This is a genomic window from Cobetia sp. MM1IDA2H-1 (assembly GCF_002916775.2).
GTDB lineage: Bacteria > Pseudomonadota > Gammaproteobacteria > Pseudomonadales > Halomonadaceae > Cobetia > Cobetia marina.
On record NZ_CM133225.1, the window covers coordinates 152,638 to 172,096 of the forward strand.

The following is a 19,459-nucleotide window of genomic DNA, read 5'->3' on the forward strand; positions in this document are numbered from 1 at the left end:
CCCTTGAACGACATGGCGAAGAACCTGATTCTCTGGTTGATCATCGCGGCAGTGCTACTGACGGTGTTCAACAACTTCAGCGTCGATACCTCGCCGCAGGCGATGAACTATTCACAGTTCGTCCAGCAGGTGCAGAACGACCGGATCAAGAGTGTGACCATCGATGGCTACACCATCGAGGGTGAGCGGGCCGACGGCTCCAGCTTTACCACCATCCGGCCGGCGGCGTCCGATCCCAAGCTGATGGATGACCTGCTCTCCAACAAGGTGGAGGTCATCGGCAAGAAGCCTGAGCAGCAGTCGCTGTGGACACGTCTGTTGATTGCCAGCTTCCCGATTCTGATCATCCTGGCCATCTTCATGTTCTTCATGCGCCAGATGCAGGGTGGTGGTGCCGGCAAGGGTGGCCCGATGAGCTTCGGCAAGTCGAAGGCCAAGCTGCTGAGCCAGGATCAGATCAAGACCACCTTCAGCGACGTCGCGGGCTGTGACGAAGCGAAGGAAGAGGTCGAGGAACTGGTCGACTTCCTCAAGGACCCCAGCAAGTTCCAGCGTCTTGGCGGTCAGATTCCGCGTGGCGTGTTGATGGTGGGGCCGCCGGGTACCGGCAAGACCCTGCTCGCCAAGGCGATTGCCGGCGAGGCCAAGGTGCCGTTCTTCAGCATCTCCGGTTCTGACTTCGTCGAGATGTTCGTCGGTGTCGGTGCCTCCCGTGTGCGTGACATGTTCGAGCAGGCCAAGAAGCAGGCGCCGTGCATCATCTTCATCGATGAGATCGACGCCGTCGGCCGCCACCGTGGCTCCGGCATGGGCGGTGGTCACGATGAGCGCGAGCAGACCCTGAACCAGCTGCTGGTCGAGATGGATGGCTTCGAAGCGAATGACGGCATCATCGTCATCGCAGCAACCAACCGTCCAGACGTGCTTGACCCCGCATTGCTGCGCCCGGGCCGTTTCGACCGCCAGGTCATGGTAGGCCTGCCGGACATCCGTGGCCGCGAGCATATCCTCGGCGTTCACCTGCGCAAGGTGCCGATGGGCGACGACGTGGTGCCGGTCAATATCGCACGGGGTACGCCGGGCTTCTCTGGCGCGGATCTGGCCAACCTGGTCAATGAAGCGGCCCTATTCGCTGCACGTCGCAACAAGCGCCTGGTCGGCATGGAAGAGCTCGAGCTGGCCAAGGACAAGATCATGATGGGCGCCGAGCGCAAATCGATGGTCATGTCCGAGAAGGAGAAGCGCAACACGGCCTATCACGAGTCCGGTCACGCCATCATCGGTCTGGTGATGCCAGAGCATGATCCGGTCTACAAGGTCTCGATCATTCCGCGAGGCCGTGCGCTGGGTGTGACGATGTTCCTGCCGGAAGAGGACCGCTACAGCTATTCTCGCCAGCAGATCATCAGTCAGATCTGCTCGCTGTTCGGCGGTCGTATCGCCGAAGAGATGACGCTGGGGCCGAATGGTGTCACCACCGGGGCTTCCAATGACATCAAGCGTGCCACCGAGCTTGCCCACAACATGGTCGCCAAATGGGGTCTCTCCAGTGAAATGGGCCCGATCATGTACGATGAGGACGAGTCTCACCAGTTCCTCGGCGGTCCGGGTCAGGGCGGCGGCAAGCTGAAGTCGGGCGACACCACCTCACGTCTCGACAAGGAAGTGCGTCGTATCATCGACGAGTGCTACGCCAAGGCGCAGCAGATCCTTGAGGAGAATCGCGACAAGCTGGATGCGATGACCGAGGCGCTGATGACCTACGAGACCATCGATGCCGAGCAGCTGGCCGACATCATGGCAGGGCGCACTCCGCGTCCGCCCAAGGACTGGGGTGGCCCGGCCGGTGGTGGTGACAGTGGTCTCGTCGCTCCGGTGGCCGACACGCCAAAAGCTGAGGCGCCTGAGGCCCCCGGGTCTGACGGTGATGACGCAGACACTGACGACGGCGAGGAAGATACGCGCCGCCGTCCGTCAGACCCGCTGGGTGGTCCAAGCGGTCACTGAGCCATGAATCAGCCATCATCGCGCTGACTCTCACAACGCCCGAGCGGACCTTCCGCTCGGGCGTTGTCGTTTTCGGGGCAGACATTCGCGGCACCCTGGATGCCCCGAGGCGGCTGATGGCAGATGATGTCATCCGCGATCAGGCGTCGGGGTGAGCCGGGTAAGTGTGGGTGAGGCGATGTGACTCACTATCCTGCGCGGCGTGGCTCAGGTTCCTGACCCTGATCAGATGATTTGCCTGGGCAGATGGCGTTGCCATCTGCTGACGCCCCATGTGGCGGCCGTTCGACGCCTTGCGCGGCCGATGAGGCCTCTTTAAAGTGGGTGCCCGATTCCTTCTCCGGCAGCCATGATGTTCGTCCTGGCTGCCCGTTTTCTGCATGGGTGATCATGTCGACTTACGCTGATTCACTGCCACGCGAGCCCGTGGTGGGCCATTCAATGGCGCTTGACTGCGGTGGACGCACGCTTGACCTGTCACGCCCGCGTGTCATGGGGATTCTCAATGTGACCCCGGACTCCTTCTCGGATGGTGGGCGCAGCGCGACCCTGGATGCCGCGCTGCGCCATGCCGAGCGGATGCTGGCCGATGGCGCCGCCATCATCGACGTGGGCGGTGAGTCGACCCGCCCGGGGGCGAGCCCTGTCAGTGCGGATGAGGAGCTGGCACGTGTCTGTCCGGTCGTCGAGCGGCTGGTGAGCGAGCTGGGGGCGCTGGTGAGCGTCGATACCAGTACCCCGGAGGTGATGCAGGAAACGGCGCGTCTCGGGGCTGGCATGATCAATGACGTGCGTGCATTGCGTCGTGAGGGCGCCCTTGAGGCGGCCGCACGCAGCGGCCTGCCGGTGTGCCTGATGCACATGCGTGGCGAGCCGGACACCATGCAGCAGGATACCGCCTATGCGCAGTCGATCGAGGATGAGGTCAGTGACTTTCTAGCCGAGCGCATCACCGTCTGTGAGGCCGCAGGGATCGAGCGTTCGCGTCTGTTGCTGGACCCCGGCTTCGGCTTCGGCAAGTCCCTGCAAGACAATCTGCGTCTGTATCACCGCATGGCGCAGCTGCACGAATTCACCCTCCCGCTGCTGATCGGCACCTCTCGCAAGAGCATGATCGGCAATGCGCTCGGGCGCGCGGTAGAGGATAGACTGGCTGGCAATCTGGCGCTGACGGCACTTGCCGTCCGTGAAGGTGCCCGATTGCTACGCGTTCACGACGTGGCCCCGACTGTCGATGCTGTCGACATGACGTGGGCCGTGCTACAGGAAGGCACGATACGATGAGTCGACGTTATTTTGGTACGGATGGTATTCGCGGCACGGTCGGTGAATTCCCGATCACGCCAGACTTCATGCTCAAGCTGGGCTGGGCGGCCGGGCGTGTCTTTGCACGCCATGGCCGCGGCAAGGTACTGATCGGCAAGGACACGCGCATCTCGGGGTACATGTTCGAGTCGGCGCTCGAGTCCGGTCTTTCTGCCGCAGGCGTGGATGTCTCCCTGCTGGGGCCGATGCCGACACCGGGCATCGCCTATCTGACGCGGACCTTCCGCGCGGATGCCGGTATCGTGATCTCGGCCTCGCACAATGCCTATCCGGACAATGGCATCAAGTTCTTCTCCGCGGCCGGCACCAAGCTGGATGATGCGCTGGAAGCCGAGATCGAGGCCGAGCTGGATCGCGATATCGAGATCGTCGGGCCGGATAGCCTCGGCAAGGCCTCGCGCATCCAGGATGCCGCCGGCCGTTACATTGAATTCTGCAAGTCGACCCTGCCGGGCCGTCTGGGCCTGCATGGCATGAAAGTGGTGCTGGATTGCGCGCATGGCGCGACCTACCACATCGCGCCGAATGTCTTCCGTGAGCTGGGCGCCAAGGTCAGCGTCATCGGTGGCGAGCCGGATGGTCTGAACATCAACCAGGATGTCGGCTCCACCAACCCGCAGGCACTGCGGGCGGCCGTGATCGAGCAGGGCGCCGATCTTGGCGTGGCCTTCGATGGCGACGGGGACCGTCTGATCCTGGTTGATGCCGATGGCCGGGTCATCGATGGCGATGACATCCTCTACATGATCGCGCGGGATCGTCACGAGCGTGGGGTGCTGGGGGGCGGTGTCGTCGGTACGCTGATGTCCAACTTCGGTCTGGCGGCAGCGCTGGAAGGTCTGGGAATTCCCTTCGAGCGTGCCAAGGTCGGTGACCGCTACGTCATCGAGCGTCTGGAAGCCAATGGCTGGCAGTTGGGGGGGGAATCCTCCGGTCACATCGTCTGCAGCCATATCCAGAGCACCGGGGATGGCATCGTCTCCGCGCTGCAGGTGCTGGCGATCATGGCGCGTGAGGAATGTTCTCTCAGTGAGTTGCTGGTCGGTTTCGAGAAGGCGCCGCAGGCGTTGATCAACGTACGTCTGACTCCGGGCTGTGACAACCAGGCGCTGATGGCGGCGGATGCCGTCCAGGCCGCGGTAGCGGAAGTGGAAGAGACGCTGGGCAGCGAAGGTCGCGTACTGTTGCGTCCCAGTGGTACCGAGCCACTGATCCGTGTCATGGTCGAGGGGCGGCCGCACTTTGATGTGCAGGCACTGGCCCGTCAGATCGCCTCGGCGGTCGAGGCCAGCATGCAGGCCCGCTGATATCACCCGCGGTCATCAGAATCGACGACAGGCGCCCAGTGCGCCTGTCGTCGATTCTGAGCGTCATGAAAGGCCCGATCGAGCGTGCCTGCAGGGCTTGACAGTTCGCGATGAGGTTGTCAGTCAGGGGCCGCTCCATTACCATCCTCGCACTGCTCATAAGGGAGAAGCACATGCGTACACCGCTGATTGCCGGTAACTGGAAGATGAATGGCGATCTTGCCCTGATCGACGAGTTCGCCGACGCACTGGGGGCCGCAGCGCTGCCCCAGGGGGTTCAGGTGGCGTTGGCATTGCCTTTCCCTTATTTGAGCGCTGCGCGCGAGCGGCTGCCGGCGACGGTCCTGCTGGGCGCCCAGACGTTGAACCCGGCGGAATCAGGCGCCTTCACCGGTGAGGTGGCAGGCAGCATGCTCAAGGATGTGGGCATGACGCTGGTGCTGGTCGGGCACTCCGAGCGTCGCAGCCTGTATGGCGAGGACGATGCTGCCGTGCTTGCACGAGTCAATGCGGCTCTCGCGTCAGGCCTCACGCCGGTGCTGTGCATCGGTGAGACGCTGGAAGAGCGTGAAGCCGGTGAGTCGGAGCGTGTCGTGCTGGGTCAGCTGGAGGCCGTGTTCTCCGAGCTGTCCGCTGAGGCGCGTACCCGTCTTGTCGTGGCCTATGAACCGGTCTGGGCGATCGGTACCGGCCGCACGGCATCGCCTGAGCAGGCGCAAGCCATGCACGCCGCTATCCGTGCACGCCTGGGCGAGTGGTCCGCGTCTCTCGCGGATGCCATGCAATTGCTGTACGGCGGTAGCATGAAAGCTGCCAATGCCGCCGAGCTGCTCGCGCAGCCGGATATCGACGGCGGCCTGGTGGGAGGTGCTTCTCTCCAGGTCGACGAATTCCTAGCCATTTGCCAGTCTGCAGGTTGAATCTCATGCAAGTAGCCGTTCTGATGGTCCATGTGGTACTCGCGGTCGCACTGATCGTGCTCGTCCTTCTCCAGCAGGGCAAGGGTGCCGAAGCTGGCGCTGCCTTCGGTGGTGGTGGTGCTTCCCAGACCGTTTTCGGGTCCAGCGGTAGTGGCAACTTCCTCGCGCGCTTCACCGGCGTGCTGGCAGCAGGCTTCTTCGCGACGTCCCTGACCCTGGCCTGGTTCGCCTCCAATGCCAACCAGACCTCCGTGGAAGCGGGCATCCCGAATGCCACCGTGATCGAGCAGCAGAAAAATTCACTGCCATCACTTGACGACTCCAGTGAAAGTGTGGAGAATACGTCGCCAGTGCTCGAGGAAAGCGGCAACGCAGACCAACCAGTACTCTAAGGAATTCAAGGCATTATCGTTTGAATTCTTCCGGGTAACGTCTCAGGCGATACCCGCCCCCGTGCCGAAGTGGTGGAATTGGTAGACACGCTATCTTGAGGGGGTAGTGACCTTATGGTCGTGGGGGTTCAAGTCCCCCCTTCGGCACCATCCTGTTAGATCGATTGGCAGTCTGGACGCAACTCTGCCACCTTTGAAAGACGTCATTCCTTGACCTCCTTTTACGGTGACATTACCATCGTCCGACTATTGTTGCGGGGTGGAGCAGTCTGGTAGCTCGTCGGGCTCATAACCCGAAGGTCATCGGTTCAAATCCGGTCCCCGCTACCAAGTTTCTTGAAAGGCCCCTTCCTATGAAGGGGCTTTTTGTTAGCACCAGTGCCAATCAGCCACCTAGCTCTCCTCTCTACTCCCGGTCAGGTGCCTGATGCAACTGCTGTAGGAGCCTCGTCTGTGTCAACCAAGGACGCTACGCTTAAAGCGCTTATCGATCCCGTCGTTTCTGCTCTGGGCTTCGAGCTCTGGGGTATCGACTATCTCTCCCAAGGCAAGCAGTCCCGTCTGGTGATCTATATCGACCATTCCGATGGCATTTCCGTGGATGACTGCGCAAGCGTCAGTCGTCAGGTCGGTGCCGTGCTGGATGTCGAGGACCCCATCACGGGCCAGTTCCAGCTTGAAGTTTCATCCCCAGGCATGGATCGTCCGCTGTTCACGCTTGATCAGTACGAGCGCTACATCGGTCATGTGGTGGCACTGCGACTGCGTCAGGCCTTCGATGGCCAGCGCAAGTACCAGGGGCTGGTGACTGGCACCGAAGACGGTGATGTCGTGATCCGGGTCGACGAAGAAGAATACTGCTTTCCGATCGAAAGCATCGACCAGGCACGCATTGTGCCGCAGTTCAAATAACTGACGTTGTCGGCACATTGCTCGCTTGGCGAGCTCGAGTCGATGCGCAAGGACAGGTTTCTGGCGAGGCAAAGTCATGAGCAAAGAGATTCTGCTGGTCGTTGACGCCATCTCCAATGAGAAGGGCGTGCCGCGGGATGTGATTTTCGAGGCCGTCGAGGCGGCACTGGCTTCGGCTTCACGCAAGCGTTTCGATCAGGAAGAGGCGGATATCCGCGTCAAGATCGATCGTGTCACCGGTGATTATGCGACCTTCCGTCGCTGGACCGTCGTGGAAGACGACGAGTTCGAGACGCCGGACTACGAGATCAAGGCCAGCATCGCCGAACAGCGCGAAGAGCCGCTGGCGCTGGGCGCCGTGGTCGAGCAGCAGATCGAGTCCGAAGCCTTCGGTCGTATCGCTGCCCAGACGGCCAAGCAGGTCATCGTGCAGAAGGTGCGCGAAGCCGAGCGTGCCGAAGTCGTTCGCCTGTACGCGGAGCGTGAAGGCGAGCTGGTCGCGGGGATCGTCAAGAAAACGACACGTGACGGCCTGATCATCGACCTGGGCGACAACGCCGAAGGCTTCCTGCCGCGCGGCGAGATGATCCATGGCGAGCGTTACCGCTTGAACGAGCGAGTACGCGCATTGCTCTGGAAGGTTGATACCGAGGCGCGTGGATCCCAGTTGATACTCTCGCGGACGCGTCCGGAGCTGATCATCGAACTGTTCAAGATCGAGGTGCCGGAAATCGCCGAGCAGCTGATCGAGATCAAGGGCGCGGCTCGCGATCCGGGCTCGCGGGCCAAGATTGCGGTCAAGAGCAATGACAAGCGCATCGACCCGATCGGTGCCTGTGTCGGCATGCGCGGCTCGCGTGTGCAGGCCGTGTCAAACGAACTGCGTAATGAACGCGTGGATATCATCCTGTGGGATGACAATCCTGCCCAGTTGGTCATCAACGCCATGGCACCGGCCGATGTCGGCTCCATTCTGGTCGACGAAGACACCCATTCCATGGATGTCGCTGTCGCCGCGGACAATCTGGCACAGGCCATTGGTCGTAGCGGTCAGAACGTGCGCCTGGCCAGTGAGCTGACAGGTTGGTCGCTCAATGTCATGACCGAGGCGGAAGCCGAGGGCAAGCGCGAGCAGGAAATCGACAGCTTTGTCGAATATTTCATCACTCATCTCGAGATTGAAGAGGATCTAGCCCGTGTCCTGGTGGACGAGGGCTTCACCTCACTCGAGGAAATCGCCTATGTCCCGCTCGAGGAAATGCTCGAGGTCGAGGGCTTTGACCAGGATCTGGTCGAGGAGCTGCGCGCTCGGGCCAAGGATGAACTGCTGAATCTCGCCATCGCCACTGAAGAGCAGCTGGACGGCGCACAGCCGGCCGAAGATCTGCTCAACATGGAAGGCATGGAGAGTCATCTGGCATACATCCTGGCCAGCAAGGGTATCGTCACCATGGAAGACCTTGCCGAGCAGGCCATCGATGATCTGAAAGACATCGAAGGCGTCGACGAAGAGCGAGCAGCGGCGTTGATCATGACCGCCCGCGCGCCCTGGTTCGCAAGCGAACAGTAACTAGGTCACGGGCTCAGGAGGGTCGTACATGTCAGAAATGACAGTCAAAGAATTCGCCAAGAAGGTGGGCCGCGAGTCAGCCCGCCTACTGGAACAGATGCACGAAGCTGGTTTGAAGCACAAGTCAGAGAACGACGCCGTGTCCGAGGTCGACAAGCAGAAGCTGCTTGACCACCTCACCAAGAGCCACGGCGGTGGTGCTGCCCCGGCAGCGCCGAAGAACCGCATTACCCTGACCCGCAAGACCAAGTCACGCATCAACACTGGCGGCGGTCGCGGCAAGTCCATCGAGGTGCAGGTCCGCAAGAAGCGTACCTACGTCAAGGATGGTGAAGAGCAGGCCGCAGATGCGCCGGCGACTGAGGCACAGGCTGCCAAGGCGCCTGCCGCCGAGAAGCCGGCTGCTGCCCCGCAGCGTGATGAGCGTCGTGGCAACGACAACCGTCGCGAAGAGCGTCCGCGCCAGAGTGCTCCGGCCGCTGCCGCTGCACCGGTCGCGGATGCTGCGCCGGAAGTCAATGCGCCGCCGAAGGAGCCGCGTGGTGATGCACCGCGTCGTGCCAAGGCTGCGCCGCGTGATGAATCACGTGATCGCCGTGAGGCCCGTGAAGATCGCAGCGAGCGCAAGCGTGGCGGGGCCAAGAAGGTCAAGCGCGCAGAGCGTCGCGGCGGTCGTCGTGGTGGTCGCGATACCAATCGCCAGCCGCCGAAGCCGGTCCAGACCTTCGTGCGTGAAGTCTCCATCCCCGAGTCCATCTCGGTGGCAGATCTCGCCGACAAGATGGCCGTCAAGGCGTCTGAAGTGATCAAGGCCATGTTCAACATGGGCGCTGCGGTCACCATCAACCAGACGATCGATCAGGAAACCGCGACCATCGTGGTCGAGGAAATGGGTCACACGCCCAAGCTGATCAAGGATGACGCGCTCGAGACAGCCGTTCTCGAGGGTATCTCCTACGAGGGTGAGCAGATCACTCGCGCGCCGGTCGTCACTGTCATGGGTCACGTTGACCACGGCAAGACCTCGCTGCTGGATTACATCCGCCGTACCAAGGTGGCCACAGGTGAAGCGGGTGGTATCACCCAGCACATCGGTGCCTACCACGTCGAGCACGACAACGGCGATGTGACCTTCCTGGATACTCCGGGCCACGCGGCGTTCACCGCCATGCGTGCTCGTGGTGCCAAGGCGACTGACGTGGTCATCCTGGTGGTGGCTGCCGATGACGGCGTGATGCCGCAGACCATCGAGGCTGTCGAGCACTCCAAGGCCGCGGGTGTCCCGCTGGTCGTGGCAGTGAACAAGATCGACAAGGAAGGCGCTGATCCGGACCGCGTGAAGAATGAGCTGTCCCAGCACGGCGTCATCTCCGAGGAATGGGGTGGTGATACCCAGTTCGTCCACGTTTCCGCCAAGACTGGCGAAAACATCGACGCGCTGCTGGAAGCCGTCCTGCTGGTCTCCGAAGTTCTCGAGCTTCAGGCCGTGCCGTCCGCGCCGGGTAAAGGCGTCGTGGTCGAGTCGCGTCTCGACAAGGGCCGTGGCCCGGTCGCGACCGTGCTGGTCCAGAACGGTACCCTGAAGAAGGGCGACATCGTCCTCGCTGGCCTGCACTACGGCCGCGTGCGTGCGCTGATCAACGAAGTCGGCAAGCAGGTCGATTCCGCGGGTCCGGCCATGCCGGTCGAGATCCAGGGCCTAGGTGGCACGCCGGAAGCCGGTGAAGAGTTCACCGTGGTCCCGGACGAGAAGAAGGCGCGTGAAGTCGCCAACTTCCGCCAGGGCAAGTACCGCGAGGTGCGTCTGGCGCGTCAGCAGAAGGCCAAGCTGGAGAACATGTTCTCCCAGATGGGTCAGGAAGAAGTCGCCAAGGTCAACGTCGTCCTCAAGGCCGACGTGCAGGGGTCTCTGGAAGCCATCCGTGGCGCTCTGGAAGAGCTCTCCACCGACGAAGTCAAGGTGGCCGTGGTCTCTTCCGGCGTCGGCGGCATCACCGGCACCGATGCCAACCTGGCACTCGCTTCCGAAGCGATCCTGGTCGGCTTCAACGTCCGTGCTGACGCTTCCGCCCGTGAGATCGTCGAGCGTGAAGGCCTGGATCTGCGCTACTACAGCGTCATCTACCAGCTGATCGACGAGGTCAAGCTGGCCATGAGCGGCATGCTGGCACCGGAATTCCGCGAGCAGATCGTGGGTGTGGCCGAAGTGCGCGATGTCTTCAAGGCACCGAAGATCGGCGCCATCGCCGGTTGCATGGTCGTCGAAGGCACCATGTACCGCTCCAAGCGCATCCGCGTGCTGCGTGACAACGTGGTCATCTACGAAGGCGAGCTGGAATCCCTGCGTCGCTTCAAGGATGACGTCAACGAAGTCCGCAACGGCATGGAATGTGGTATCGGCGTCAAGAACTACAACGACGTGCAGGTGGGCGACAAGATCGAGGTGTTCGACCAGATTCAGGTCGAGCGTAGCCTCTGATAGCGCCCCTGCGAGGAGAGATCACGGATGCGTGAATACAGCCGTACTGACCGCGTGGCGGACCAGATCCAGCAGGAGCTCGCGCTGTTGATTCAGCGCGAGGTCAAGGACCCGCGCCTTGGCATGCTGACGGTCAGCGCCGCCAAGGTCAGCCGCGACCTGTCCTACTCCGATGTCTACGTGACCCTGCTGGGTGACGACAGTCCGGAACGCATCAAGGAAAATCTTGCCGTGCTCAAGCGCGCGGCAGGTTTCCTGCGCTCCCAGCTGGCGCGCACCATTCAGCTGCGTCACGTGCCGGAACTGCGCTTTCATTACGATGAGAGCGTCGTTCGTGGCCATCACCTGTCTTCACTGATCAATACGGCGGTCGCTGATGACCGCAAGCGCAGTGCAGAACGTGGTGATGATGACAGCGAAGACGGTGCCCCGGGCACCACGCCGGACGCCTGATGGGCCGTCGTCGTCGCGGCCTGCCGATTGACGGCGTACTGTTGCTGGACAAGCCCAAGGGCATGTCCAGCAACTACGCGCTTCAGAAGGCACGCCGCCTCTACCAGGCACAGAAGGCAGGGCATACCGGCACGCTCGATCCGATGGCAACCGGCTTGCTGCCGGTCTGCTTCGGTGAGGCCACCAAGTTCTCCTCGCATCTGCTCGAGGCGGACAAGGTCTATCGGGCACGGATCAAGTTTGGCCAGGTCACCGACACCGGTGATGCGGAAGGCGAGATACTGCGTGAGCGGGAGATTCCCGAGCTTGCGGAGTCCGAGCTGGAAGCGGTGCTGGACCGGTTCCGTGGCGAGATAGATCAGGTGCCGCCGATGTACTCCGCGCTCAAGCACCAGGGACGTCCGCTCTATGAGCTGGCGCGCCAGGGAATTGAAATCGAGCGTGCAGTCCGTCGCGTTACCATCTACAATATGGCGCTTCTTGCACGGCACTCCGATGGTATCGAGATCGAAGTGGCGGTCAGCAAGGGCACCTACATACGCAGTCTGGCCGAGGATATCGGCGAGGCGCTGGGCTGTGGAGCCCACCTCACGGCACTGCGTCGTCTCAAGACAGGCCCGTTCACGGGTGATGCCATGCTGGATTTCGAGCGCCTCGAGGCGCTGGCAGATCAGCAGGCACGTGAAGGCGTTCTGTTGCCTGTCGACATCCTGCTCGATCATCTTCCACGTCTCGACATCACTGCCGAGATGGCTCGGAAGATATTGCGTGGTCAACAGGCTGAAACGACGACAGGGTCGCTGGAAGTGGACTCCCTGGCTCGTGTGTATCAGGACCAGCAGTTGCTCGGGCTGGTCCGGATTGCGGCGGAGGGCATCATCGCTCCTCGCCGACTGCTCAGCTCCGCTGTCGAGGCGGCGGCTGGGTGAGCTGATTGCGGCCTGGCCGCAAGCCGCATGAAGACTGCAAATATGCGTGGTCTTCGACATTTCTTATCTACCAAGCATATTGCTTACTGGAGAGACAGATGGCACTTACCGCTGAGAAGAAGGCTGAGATCGTTAGCGAATTCGGCCGTGGCGAGAACGACACCGGTTCCCCGGAAGTTCAGGTTGCACTGCTGAGCGCCAACATTGATGGCCTGCAGGGCCACTTCAAGGCCAACAAGCAGGATCACCACTCCCGTCGTGGTCTGATCCGCATGGTCAACCAGCGCCGCAAGCTGCTTGACTACCTCAAGCGCAAGGATTTCGAGCGTTACACCGCTCTGATCCAGCGTCTGGGTCTGCGTCGCTAATCAGCGATGTTGCCGCCATGCATTCCGGTGCATGGCGGGCCCCCGGTGGGCACAGGAAAACCGACACTGCCTGCGGGCGGTGTCGGTTTTTTTGTGCCTGATACCGTGGGGAGAAGCGGGCGGGCAATCGCCTCCCGATCCGGCTGCAGCCCGCATGCTGCGTGAGACTCACTCGCTTTTCATTGTCTGCGCCGCGCATTACCATGAGCGCCGGACATCGACGACATCAGACTAAAGGACATGCGCCGTGAACCCGGTTACGCACAGCTTCCAGTACGGTAATGACACCATCACGCTCGAGACCGGTCGCATCGCGCGTCAGGCCACCGGCAGCGTGATGGTGACCATGGGCAATACCTCGGTGTTGTGCACGGTAGTGGCCAGCAAGTCCGCCAAGCCTGGACAGTCCTTCTTCCCGTTGTCGGTGCATTATCAGGAGCGCTCCTACGCGGTCGGCCGCATCCCCGGCAGCTTCTTCAAGCGTGAAGGGCGCCCGACGGAAAAGGAAACGCTGACCTCACGGCTGATTGATCGCCCGATCCGACCGCTGTTCCCGAAAGGCTTCATGAATGAGGTGCAGGTGGTCTGCACGGTGATGTCGGCAGAGCGCAATGTCGATCCGGATATCGCGGCGCTCATCGGTACCTCGGCGGCGCTCAGCATCTCGGGTGTGCCCTTTGCCGGCCCCGTGGGAGCAGCGCGTGTCGGCTTCAGTGAGCAACGGGGCTACTTCCTGAATCCCGGCTACAGCGAGCTTGCCCACTCCGAGCTGGACATGGTGGTGGCAGGTACCGAGCAGGCAGTGCTGATGGTCGAGTCCCAGGCGCAGGAACTCCTGGAAGACGAGATGCTGGGCGCGGTGCTCTACGGCCATCATGAGATGCAGAAGGTGATCACGGCGATCGAGATGTTTGCCGCCAAGGTCAATCGTCCCCAGTGGTCCTGGGTCGCCCAGACGCACGATAGCGTGTTGATGGAGGCGCTGGAGCGTGAGGTGGGCGAGGAGATCGGTGAGGCCTACCGTCTGCATGACAAGATGGAGCGTCAGGATGCGCTGGCATCACTCAAGGCTCGGGCGATTCAGGCGCTGGAGACGCAAGGGGATGCACGCTTCGAGGCGAGTGCGGTGGCCAGTGCCTTCGCTGCACTGGAGAAGCGCATCGTCCGTCAGCGCGTGATTGCCGGTGAGCCGCGCATCGATGGTCGTGATGCACGCACCGTGCGTCCGCTGGACATCGCCGTTGGCGTCCTGCCCAAGGCCCACGGCTCTGCGCTGTTCACGCGCGGCGAGACACAGGCCATGGTGACGGCAACATTGGGCACCACGCGTGACGCCCAACTGGTGGAGGGGCTGTCAGGTGAGAAGCATGATCGCTTCATGCTGCACTACAACTTCCCGCCTTACTGTGTCGGCGAGACGGGCTTCATCGGTTCTCCCAAACGTCGCGAGATCGGTCATGGGCGTCTGGCGCGACGTGGGATCGAGTCGATGTTGCCTACCGTCGAGGACTTCCCCTACGCGATCCGTGTCGTCTCCGAGATCACCGAGTCCAATGGTTCAAGCTCCATGGCGTCCGTGTGTGGGGCGTCGCTGGCATTGATGGATGCCGGGGTACCGCTCAAGGCGCCGGTGGCGGGGATTGCCATGGGGCTGGTCAAGGATGCCGATGACGTGGCCGTGCTGACCGATATTCTCGGGGATGAAGATCACCTGGGGGATATGGACTTCAAGGTCGCGGGGACGGCAGAGGGCGTCACGGCATTGCAGATGGACATCAAGATCGAGGGGATCGATGAGGCCATCATGGAGCAGGCGCTGGAGCAGGCCCTTGAGGCGCGCCTGACCATTCTCGAGCAGATGAACGCTGTCTTGAAGGGTAGCCGCGAAGAGGTGTCCGACAACGCCCCGGCGATGCTGTCGCTGAAGATCGCGCCGACCAAGGTCCGTGACGTGATCGGCAAGGGTGGCTCGACCATTCGCAAGATCTGTGAAGAGACCGGTGCCAATGTCGATCTCGACGATGACGGCAGCGTGCGTATCTATGCCGAGCACAAGGCCCAGGCCCAGGCGGCCGCTCACTATGTCGAGGGCATCATCGCCGAGGCGGAGATCGGCAAGCTGTACGCCGGCAAGGTCGCTCGCATCGCCGATTTCGGGGCCTTCATCACCTTCATGCCGGGCACCGATGGCCTGCTGCATATCTCCCAGATCGTCGAGGAGCGCGTCAATGACGTGCGCGATTATCTCAATGAAGGCGATGAGGTCGTGGTCAAGGTGCTCGACATCGACAACCGCAATCGCGTCAAGCTGTCGCTGAAGGAGATCAGCGAGGAAGAGAAGGCGGCTTTCGTGGCACGTCAGGCAGCCGAGAAGCTTGCTGAGGCGGCAGACGGCCAGTAAGGCCACCATCCCCTCAGCCCAATGAAAAGCCCCCGCCAGCAGGACTGGCGGGGGCTTTCTTGTCTCCTGGTGCCCGTGATCGCGGGGGCAGCGGGAGATCATCCGTGAGCGATCAGCTGCGCTCGATGGCCAGTGCGACACCCTGGCCGCCGCCGATGCACAGGGTCGCCAGACCCTTCTTGGCATCGCGGGCGATCATCTCGTGTACCAGCGTGACCAGTACACGGCAGCCGGATGCCCCGATCGGGTGGCCCAGCGCGATGGCACCGCCATTGACGTTGACCTTGTCGGCATCCCAGCCCAGCTCCTTGTTGACGGAGAGCGCCTGGGCGGCGAAGGCTTCGTTGGCTTCGACGAGATCGAGATCTTCCAGGCTCCAGCCGGCCTTCTTGAGGCACAGGCGGGTGGCGGGAGCCGGCCCGATGCCCATGATCTTCGGGTCGACACCGGCGTTGGAGTACGCCTTGATGGTCGCCAGCGGCGTCAGGCCAAGTTCGCGGGCCTTGTCGGCGGAACACAGCATGACCACGGCGGCACCATCATTGAGCGCCGAGGCGTTGCCTGCGGTGACGGTACCATCCTTCTTGAAGGCTGGACGCATGCCGGCAAGTTTCTCGGCAGTGGTGCCGGCACGCGGGTTCTCGTCGGTGTCGAAGACGACCGGGTCGCCCTTGCGCTGCGGAATCTCGACCGGAACGATCTGGCTCTTGAAGCGGCCCGCCTCGATGGCCTCGCAGGCCTTCTGCTGGGATGCGGCAGCGAAGGCATCCTGCGCTTCGCGGGTGATCTCGTACTTCTCTGCCAGGTTCTCGGCGGTGATGCCCATGTGGATATCATTGAAGGCATCCCAAAGTCCGTCATGGACCATGGTGTCGATCGCCTTCCAGTCGCCCATGCGCTTGCCATTGCGGGAGTTGGGCAGCACATGAGGAGACAGTGACATGTTCTCCTGACCGCCGGCCAGAATCAGCTGGGCATCGCCACAGCGGATGGCCTGGGTGGCTAGATGCAGTGCCTTCAGGCCAGAGCCACAGACCTTGTTGATGGTCATCGCCGGCACGCCTTCCGGCAGGCCTGCCTTGATGACGGTCTGACGAGCCGGATTCTGGCCGCAGCCTGCCGTCAGCACCTGGCCGAGCAGAACTTCGTCGACCTGATCACCGCTCACCCCTGTGCTGGCGAGGATATCCTTGATGACATGTGCCCCGAGGTCAGCGGCGGAAATGCCGGCGAGGCTGCCACCGAAGGCACCTACGGCGGTACGACGAGCTGCTACGATCACCACATCTTGCATCTGAACGCTCCTGTTCTCTCGCGAGACTGTCTGAGTCAAAGACGCTGCGCCCTGCACTGTCGAATCGGGTAGAGGGCTTGCAGCCTTGCTGATGCGAGATTCCAGCATAAGGCAGTGTTGTGCAATGCGGCAATCGTCAAAGCGTCGTGGGTCTGTCAGCCATTTGCCATACGTGCTCCGGGTGCGCCCCTTTGCGTGGCCATCAACGACGACGCCAGCTCCGCTTTCGCGGGGCTGGCGTCGTCGTTGCGTGTTTCATTGCCGTGGGAGGACGGCGATCAGGCCATCTGCACCGGAATGGCGTTGGCCGTGTGGCTGACCTCATTGCCTTCCATCAGATAGACCATGGAGGGCTTGTGGGCCTCCAGCTCGCTCTCTGCATAGTTGGCGAAGGCGCAGATGATCACGCGGTCACCGACGTCGGCCTGGTGGGCCGCGGCACCATTCACCGAGATGATCTTCGAACCTTCTTCACCGCGGATGGCATAGGTGGTGAAACGCTTGCCATTGTCCACGTTGTAGATCTGGATCTGTTCGTACTCACGGATGCCTGCCATGTCGAGCAGGTCACCATCGATGGCGCAGGAGCCTTCGTAATTGAGAACGGCATGGGTCACGCGGGCCATGTGCAGCTTGGCCTTGAGCATGATGGCTTGCATCGGGATATCTCCGGTTGAGCGCCGCCGGGCGCAGGAGGCCTTGATGACCGGAACGCGGGACACGGTCGTGAAGGCAGGGCGGCGCAGTCTATTCAGGCATCAGGCCACCGGCAAGGCGACCTTCAGGTTATCGAGCAGACGGGTACGTCCCAGGTGTGCCGCGACCAGAATCACGGCATCACGGGTGTCGTCCTGCACCGGGCCCAGGTCTTCGGCGCGGCGCAGTTCGAGATAATCCGGCTTGAAGCCGCACTCGCCGATGGCGGCCAGTGCGACGCGCAGGGCCTCGGCAGGCGCGGTGCCACTTTCGAGGCTGTCCTTGAGCGCATTCAGGCATTGCGCAAGGCGAGGGGCGATGGCGCGTTCTTCGGCGCTCAGGTAGCCGTTGCGCGAGGAGAGTGCCAGACCATCCTCGGCACGCACGATGGGCACGCCGAGGATCTCGATCCCGAAGTGCAGATCACGATTGAGCTTGCGGATCACCGCCAGCTGCTGGAAATCCTTCTCGCCGAAACAGGCGACATCGGGACGCACCAGATGGAACAGGATGCTGACGACGGTGGCCACGCCATCGAAGTGTCCCGGTCGGTTGCCGCCGCACAGGCCTTCGGAGACCCCCGGGACCTGCACGTTGCACAGTCCGGTGCGCCCTTCGGGGTACAGCTCCGCTGTCGACGGGGCGAACAGCAGATCGCAGCCCTCTGCGGTCAATGCGTTCTGGTCATCGACAAGCGTGCGCGGGTAGCTGTCGAGGTCTTCGCCCGGCCCGAACTGCAGCGGGTTGACGAAGATGCTGGCGACGACGAAGTCCGCCTGTCGGCGTGCCGCGCGCACCAGGGACAGATGGCCTGCATGCAGATTGCCCATGGTGGGCACCAGCGCGATGCGCAGGCCCTTGCGGCGCACCTCGGCCAGGCGCTCGCGCAGGGCGCTGATGTGAGTGAGGGTCTCCATCAGAAGGTGTGCTCCGTTGCCGGGAAGCTGCGTTCCTTGACGGCCCGATGATAGGCAGCGAAGGCGTCCTGCACGCTGCTGGCCTCAGCCATGAAGTTCTTGACGAAGCGCGGCTTGCGGCCCGGTGTCAGGTCGAGCATGTCATGCATGACCAGAATCTGGCCGTCCACCTCGACGCCTGCGCCGATACCGATCACCGGCACCTCGACCGCATCACGAATGCGTGCGGCGAGCTCGGCAGGCACGCACTCGAGCAGAATGATCGCGGCACCGGCGGCTTCAAGCGTGCGGGCGTCGGCGATCATCTGCGTGGCGCGCGCTTCCTCGCGGCCCTGCACCTTGTAGCCTCCGAAGGCATGGACATGCTGCGGCGTCAGGCCCATGTGCACGCAGACCGGCACGCCACGCTGGACGAGGGCCGTGACGGCCTCGGCGAGCCAGGCTTCGCCTTCCACCTTCACCATCTCGGCACCGGCACGCATCAGACGTGCGGCATGGTCGAGAAGTATCTCGGTGCTGGCATTGCTCATGAAGGGAAGATCAGCCATGACCAGGCTGCCCTGCTTGCCACGCGCGACGGCCGCGGTGTGGTAGCAGATGTCATCGATGGTGACCGGCAGGGTGCTGGTGTGGCCTTGCAGGACCATGCCGAGGGAATCGCCGACCAGCAGTACTTCAATGCCGGCTTCTCCAGCGAGGTGGGCGAAGGTCGCGTCGTAGGCAGTGAGGCAACTGAACGTCTCACCGTCGGCCTTGAGGCGGCGCAGGGTGCTCAGGGTGACGTTTTTCATCAGGAAGCGTACTCGTTGCGGCGCGTGTGCCTTGTCGTGTCCGTGGCGTCGGACGGACGACGTGGCCAGGATCGTCGCAGGCGGGGAGCCATGTGCGCGACCTGACAGGACGAGCCGGTGTTACCAGAAAGTGTTACCGAGCCACGATCAGTGGGCGCATCGGTAACAATGTGGCGAAACTCTACTCCCGAGGCCCGAGGGGGAGCAAGTCATCTCCTTCAACCCGCTGTGCCAGCGTCTCCAGGTCATCTTCGCTCAGGGAGGAAACGCGTACGGGGCCCAGCAGGTTCGCCAGTGGACGCAGCACGAAACCTCGTGTGAGCATCTCGGGGTGCGGCACTGACAGGCGCGGGGTAGTGATGGAGCGATCATCGAACAGTAGAAGGTCCAGATCCAGGGTGCGAGGCCCCCAGTGGCGCAATCGTACGCGACGGTGCTGCTGTTCGAGTGCCTGCAGTTGATCCAGCAGCGCCAGGGGGGAGAGGCGTGTGGTGAGCTCGGCGACGGCATTGACGAAGTCAGGTTGATCCTGAGGCCCGACCGGCTTGCTGGCATACAGGCGCGAGTGGCGCGTGCAGCGGGTCAGCGGCAGGCGGTCCAGCGCCTCAAGTGCGCGCTCGAGTTGAGCGCGCGGATCGTCAAGGTTGGCACCGAGGCCGATCAAGGCTGTCGAAGTCATGCGAGGTTCCTGCGTCGG

At 62.4% G+C, this 19,459-nt stretch carries 17 protein-coding genes and 2 tRNA genes; 14 read left to right on the forward strand and 5 right to left on the reverse strand.

What is annotated here, in order from left to right:
* Positions 1-3: 3 nt before the first annotated feature.
* The 14 genes from ftsH (at position 4) to pnp (ending at position 15,064) form a co-directional block, all read left to right on the forward strand.
* Positions 4-2,007 (forward strand): ATP-dependent zinc metalloprotease FtsH, encoded by a 2,004-nt coding sequence (gene ftsH / locus BOH68_RS00710; protein WP_065392485.1) that lies wholly within the window; start codon positions 4-6, stop codon positions 2,005-2,007.
* A gap of 390 nt (positions 2,008-2,397) precedes the next feature.
* Positions 2,398-3,291 carry a dihydropteroate synthase gene (gene folP, locus BOH68_RS00715; RefSeq protein WP_077379979.1) on the forward strand — a complete coding sequence of 298 codons (894 nt, stop codon included), beginning with the start codon at positions 2,398-2,400 and terminating at the stop codon, positions 3,289-3,291.
* On the forward strand, positions 3,288-4,640 hold the full coding sequence (gene glmM, locus BOH68_RS00720; RefSeq protein WP_077379492.1) for a phosphoglucosamine mutase: 1,353 nt from the start codon (positions 3,288-3,290) through the stop codon (positions 4,638-4,640). Before folP ends, glmM begins: the two co-directional genes overlap by 4 nt.
* Positions 4,641-4,813: 173 nt before the next feature.
* Positions 4,814-5,560, forward strand: a complete 747-nt coding sequence (gene tpiA, locus BOH68_RS00725; RefSeq protein WP_077379490.1) for a triose-phosphate isomerase — start codon at positions 4,814-4,816, stop codon at positions 5,558-5,560.
* A gap of 5 nt (positions 5,561-5,565) precedes the next feature.
* A complete protein-coding gene (gene secG, locus BOH68_RS00730; RefSeq protein WP_077379488.1) occupies positions 5,566-5,952 on the forward strand; it encodes a preprotein translocase subunit SecG in 387 nt (128 codons plus the stop codon).
* A gap of 63 nt (positions 5,953-6,015) precedes the next feature.
* Positions 6,016-6,102 (forward strand) — tRNA-Leu (locus BOH68_RS00735).
* 103 nt (positions 6,103-6,205) lie between these two features.
* Positions 6,206-6,282, forward strand: a tRNA-Met gene (locus BOH68_RS00740).
* A gap of 123 nt (positions 6,283-6,405) precedes the next feature.
* Positions 6,406-6,864 (forward strand): ribosome maturation factor RimP, encoded by a 459-nt coding sequence (rimP, locus tag BOH68_RS00745; RefSeq protein ID WP_077379486.1) that lies wholly within the window; start codon positions 6,406-6,408, stop codon positions 6,862-6,864.
* 76 nt (positions 6,865-6,940) lie between these two features.
* Entirely contained in the window at positions 6,941-8,434 is a 1,494-nt protein-coding gene (nusA, locus tag BOH68_RS00750; RefSeq protein ID WP_077379484.1) for a transcription termination factor NusA, read from the forward strand.
* Between the two features lie 28 nt (positions 8,435-8,462).
* Complete coding sequence (gene infB / locus BOH68_RS00755) at positions 8,463-10,913, forward strand: translation initiation factor IF-2 (protein ID WP_077379481.1); 2,451 nt, start codon at positions 8,463-8,465, stop codon at positions 10,911-10,913.
* A gap of 27 nt (positions 10,914-10,940) precedes the next feature.
* On the forward strand, positions 10,941-11,366 hold the full coding sequence (gene rbfA, locus BOH68_RS00760) for a 30S ribosome-binding factor RbfA (protein WP_065392581.1): 426 nt from the start codon (positions 10,941-10,943) through the stop codon (positions 11,364-11,366).
* Positions 11,366-12,295: a tRNA pseudouridine(55) synthase TruB gene (truB, locus tag BOH68_RS00765; RefSeq protein ID WP_077379479.1), complete on the forward strand. Its 930-nt coding sequence runs from the start codon at positions 11,366-11,368 to the stop codon at positions 12,293-12,295. The genes rbfA and truB overlap by 1 nt, the downstream gene beginning before the upstream one ends.
* Before the next feature lie 98 nt (positions 12,296-12,393).
* Positions 12,394-12,663: a 30S ribosomal protein S15 gene (gene rpsO / locus BOH68_RS00770; protein ID WP_065392421.1), complete on the forward strand. Its 270-nt coding sequence runs from the start codon at positions 12,394-12,396 to the stop codon at positions 12,661-12,663.
* A gap of 247 nt (positions 12,664-12,910) precedes the next feature.
* A complete protein-coding gene (gene pnp / locus BOH68_RS00775) occupies positions 12,911-15,064 on the forward strand; it encodes a polyribonucleotide nucleotidyltransferase (RefSeq protein ID WP_077379477.1) in 2,154 nt (717 codons plus the stop codon).
* Between the two features lie 112 nt (positions 15,065-15,176).
* Here the strand turns inward: pnp and BOH68_RS00780 are convergent, their stop codons facing one another.
* The 5 genes from BOH68_RS00780 to folK all read right to left on the reverse strand — a co-directional run bounded on the left by BOH68_RS00780 (position 15,177) and on the right by folK (position 19,441).
* Positions 15,177-16,358 (reverse strand): acetyl-CoA C-acetyltransferase, encoded by a 1,182-nt coding sequence (locus tag BOH68_RS00780; RefSeq protein ID WP_077379475.1) that lies wholly within the window; start codon positions 16,356-16,358, stop codon positions 15,177-15,179.
* Between the two features lie 278 nt (positions 16,359-16,636).
* On the reverse strand, positions 16,637-17,017 hold the full coding sequence (gene panD / locus BOH68_RS00785; RefSeq protein WP_077379473.1) for an aspartate 1-decarboxylase: 381 nt from the start codon (positions 17,015-17,017) through the stop codon (positions 16,637-16,639).
* Positions 17,018-17,116: 99 nt separating this feature from the next.
* Entirely contained in the window at positions 17,117-17,971 is an 855-nt protein-coding gene (gene panC, locus BOH68_RS00790) for a pantoate--beta-alanine ligase (protein ID WP_077379471.1), read from the reverse strand.
* On the reverse strand, positions 17,971-18,762 hold the full coding sequence (panB, locus tag BOH68_RS00795; RefSeq protein ID WP_077379469.1) for a 3-methyl-2-oxobutanoate hydroxymethyltransferase: 792 nt from the start codon (positions 18,760-18,762) through the stop codon (positions 17,971-17,973). The genes panC and panB overlap by 1 nt, the downstream gene beginning before the upstream one ends.
* A 181-nt stretch (positions 18,763-18,943) precedes the next feature.
* Entirely contained in the window at positions 18,944-19,441 is a 498-nt protein-coding gene (gene folK / locus BOH68_RS00800) for a 2-amino-4-hydroxy-6-hydroxymethyldihydropteridine diphosphokinase (protein ID WP_077379467.1), read from the reverse strand.
* Positions 19,442-19,459 lie beyond the last annotated feature (18 nt).

Coding starts and splice junctions, on each gene's coding strand:
- folP (WP_077379979.1), top strand. CDS start 2,398: ATGTCGACTTACGCTGATTCACTGCCACGCGAGCCCGTGGTGGGCCAT.
- glmM (WP_077379492.1), top strand. CDS start 3,288: ATGAGTCGACGTTATTTTGGTACGGATGGTATTCGCGGCACGGTCGGT.
- tpiA (WP_077379490.1), top strand. CDS start 4,814: ATGCGTACACCGCTGATTGCCGGTAACTGGAAGATGAATGGCGATCTT.
- secG (WP_077379488.1), top strand. CDS start 5,566: ATGCAAGTAGCCGTTCTGATGGTCCATGTGGTACTCGCGGTCGCACTG.
- nusA (WP_077379484.1), top strand. CDS start 6,941: ATGAGCAAAGAGATTCTGCTGGTCGTTGACGCCATCTCCAATGAGAAG.
- infB (WP_077379481.1), top strand. CDS start 8,463: ATGTCAGAAATGACAGTCAAAGAATTCGCCAAGAAGGTGGGCCGCGAG.
- rbfA (WP_065392581.1), top strand. CDS start 10,941: ATGCGTGAATACAGCCGTACTGACCGCGTGGCGGACCAGATCCAGCAG.
- truB (WP_077379479.1), top strand. CDS start 11,366: ATGGGCCGTCGTCGTCGCGGCCTGCCGATTGACGGCGTACTGTTGCTG.
- rpsO (WP_065392421.1), top strand. CDS start 12,394: ATGGCACTTACCGCTGAGAAGAAGGCTGAGATCGTTAGCGAATTCGGC.
- BOH68_RS00780 (WP_077379475.1), bottom strand. CDS start 16,358: ATGCAAGATGTGGTGATCGTAGCAGCTCGTCGTACCGCCGTAGGTGCC.
- panD (WP_077379473.1), bottom strand. CDS start 17,017: ATGCAAGCCATCATGCTCAAGGCCAAGCTGCACATGGCCCGCGTGACC.
- panC (WP_077379471.1), bottom strand. CDS start 17,971: ATGGAGACCCTCACTCACATCAGCGCCCTGCGCGAGCGCCTGGCCGAG.
- panB (WP_077379469.1), bottom strand. CDS start 18,762: ATGAAAAACGTCACCCTGAGCACCCTGCGCCGCCTCAAGGCCGACGGT.
- folK (WP_077379467.1), bottom strand. CDS start 19,441: ATGACTTCGACAGCCTTGATCGGCCTCGGTGCCAACCTTGACGATCCG.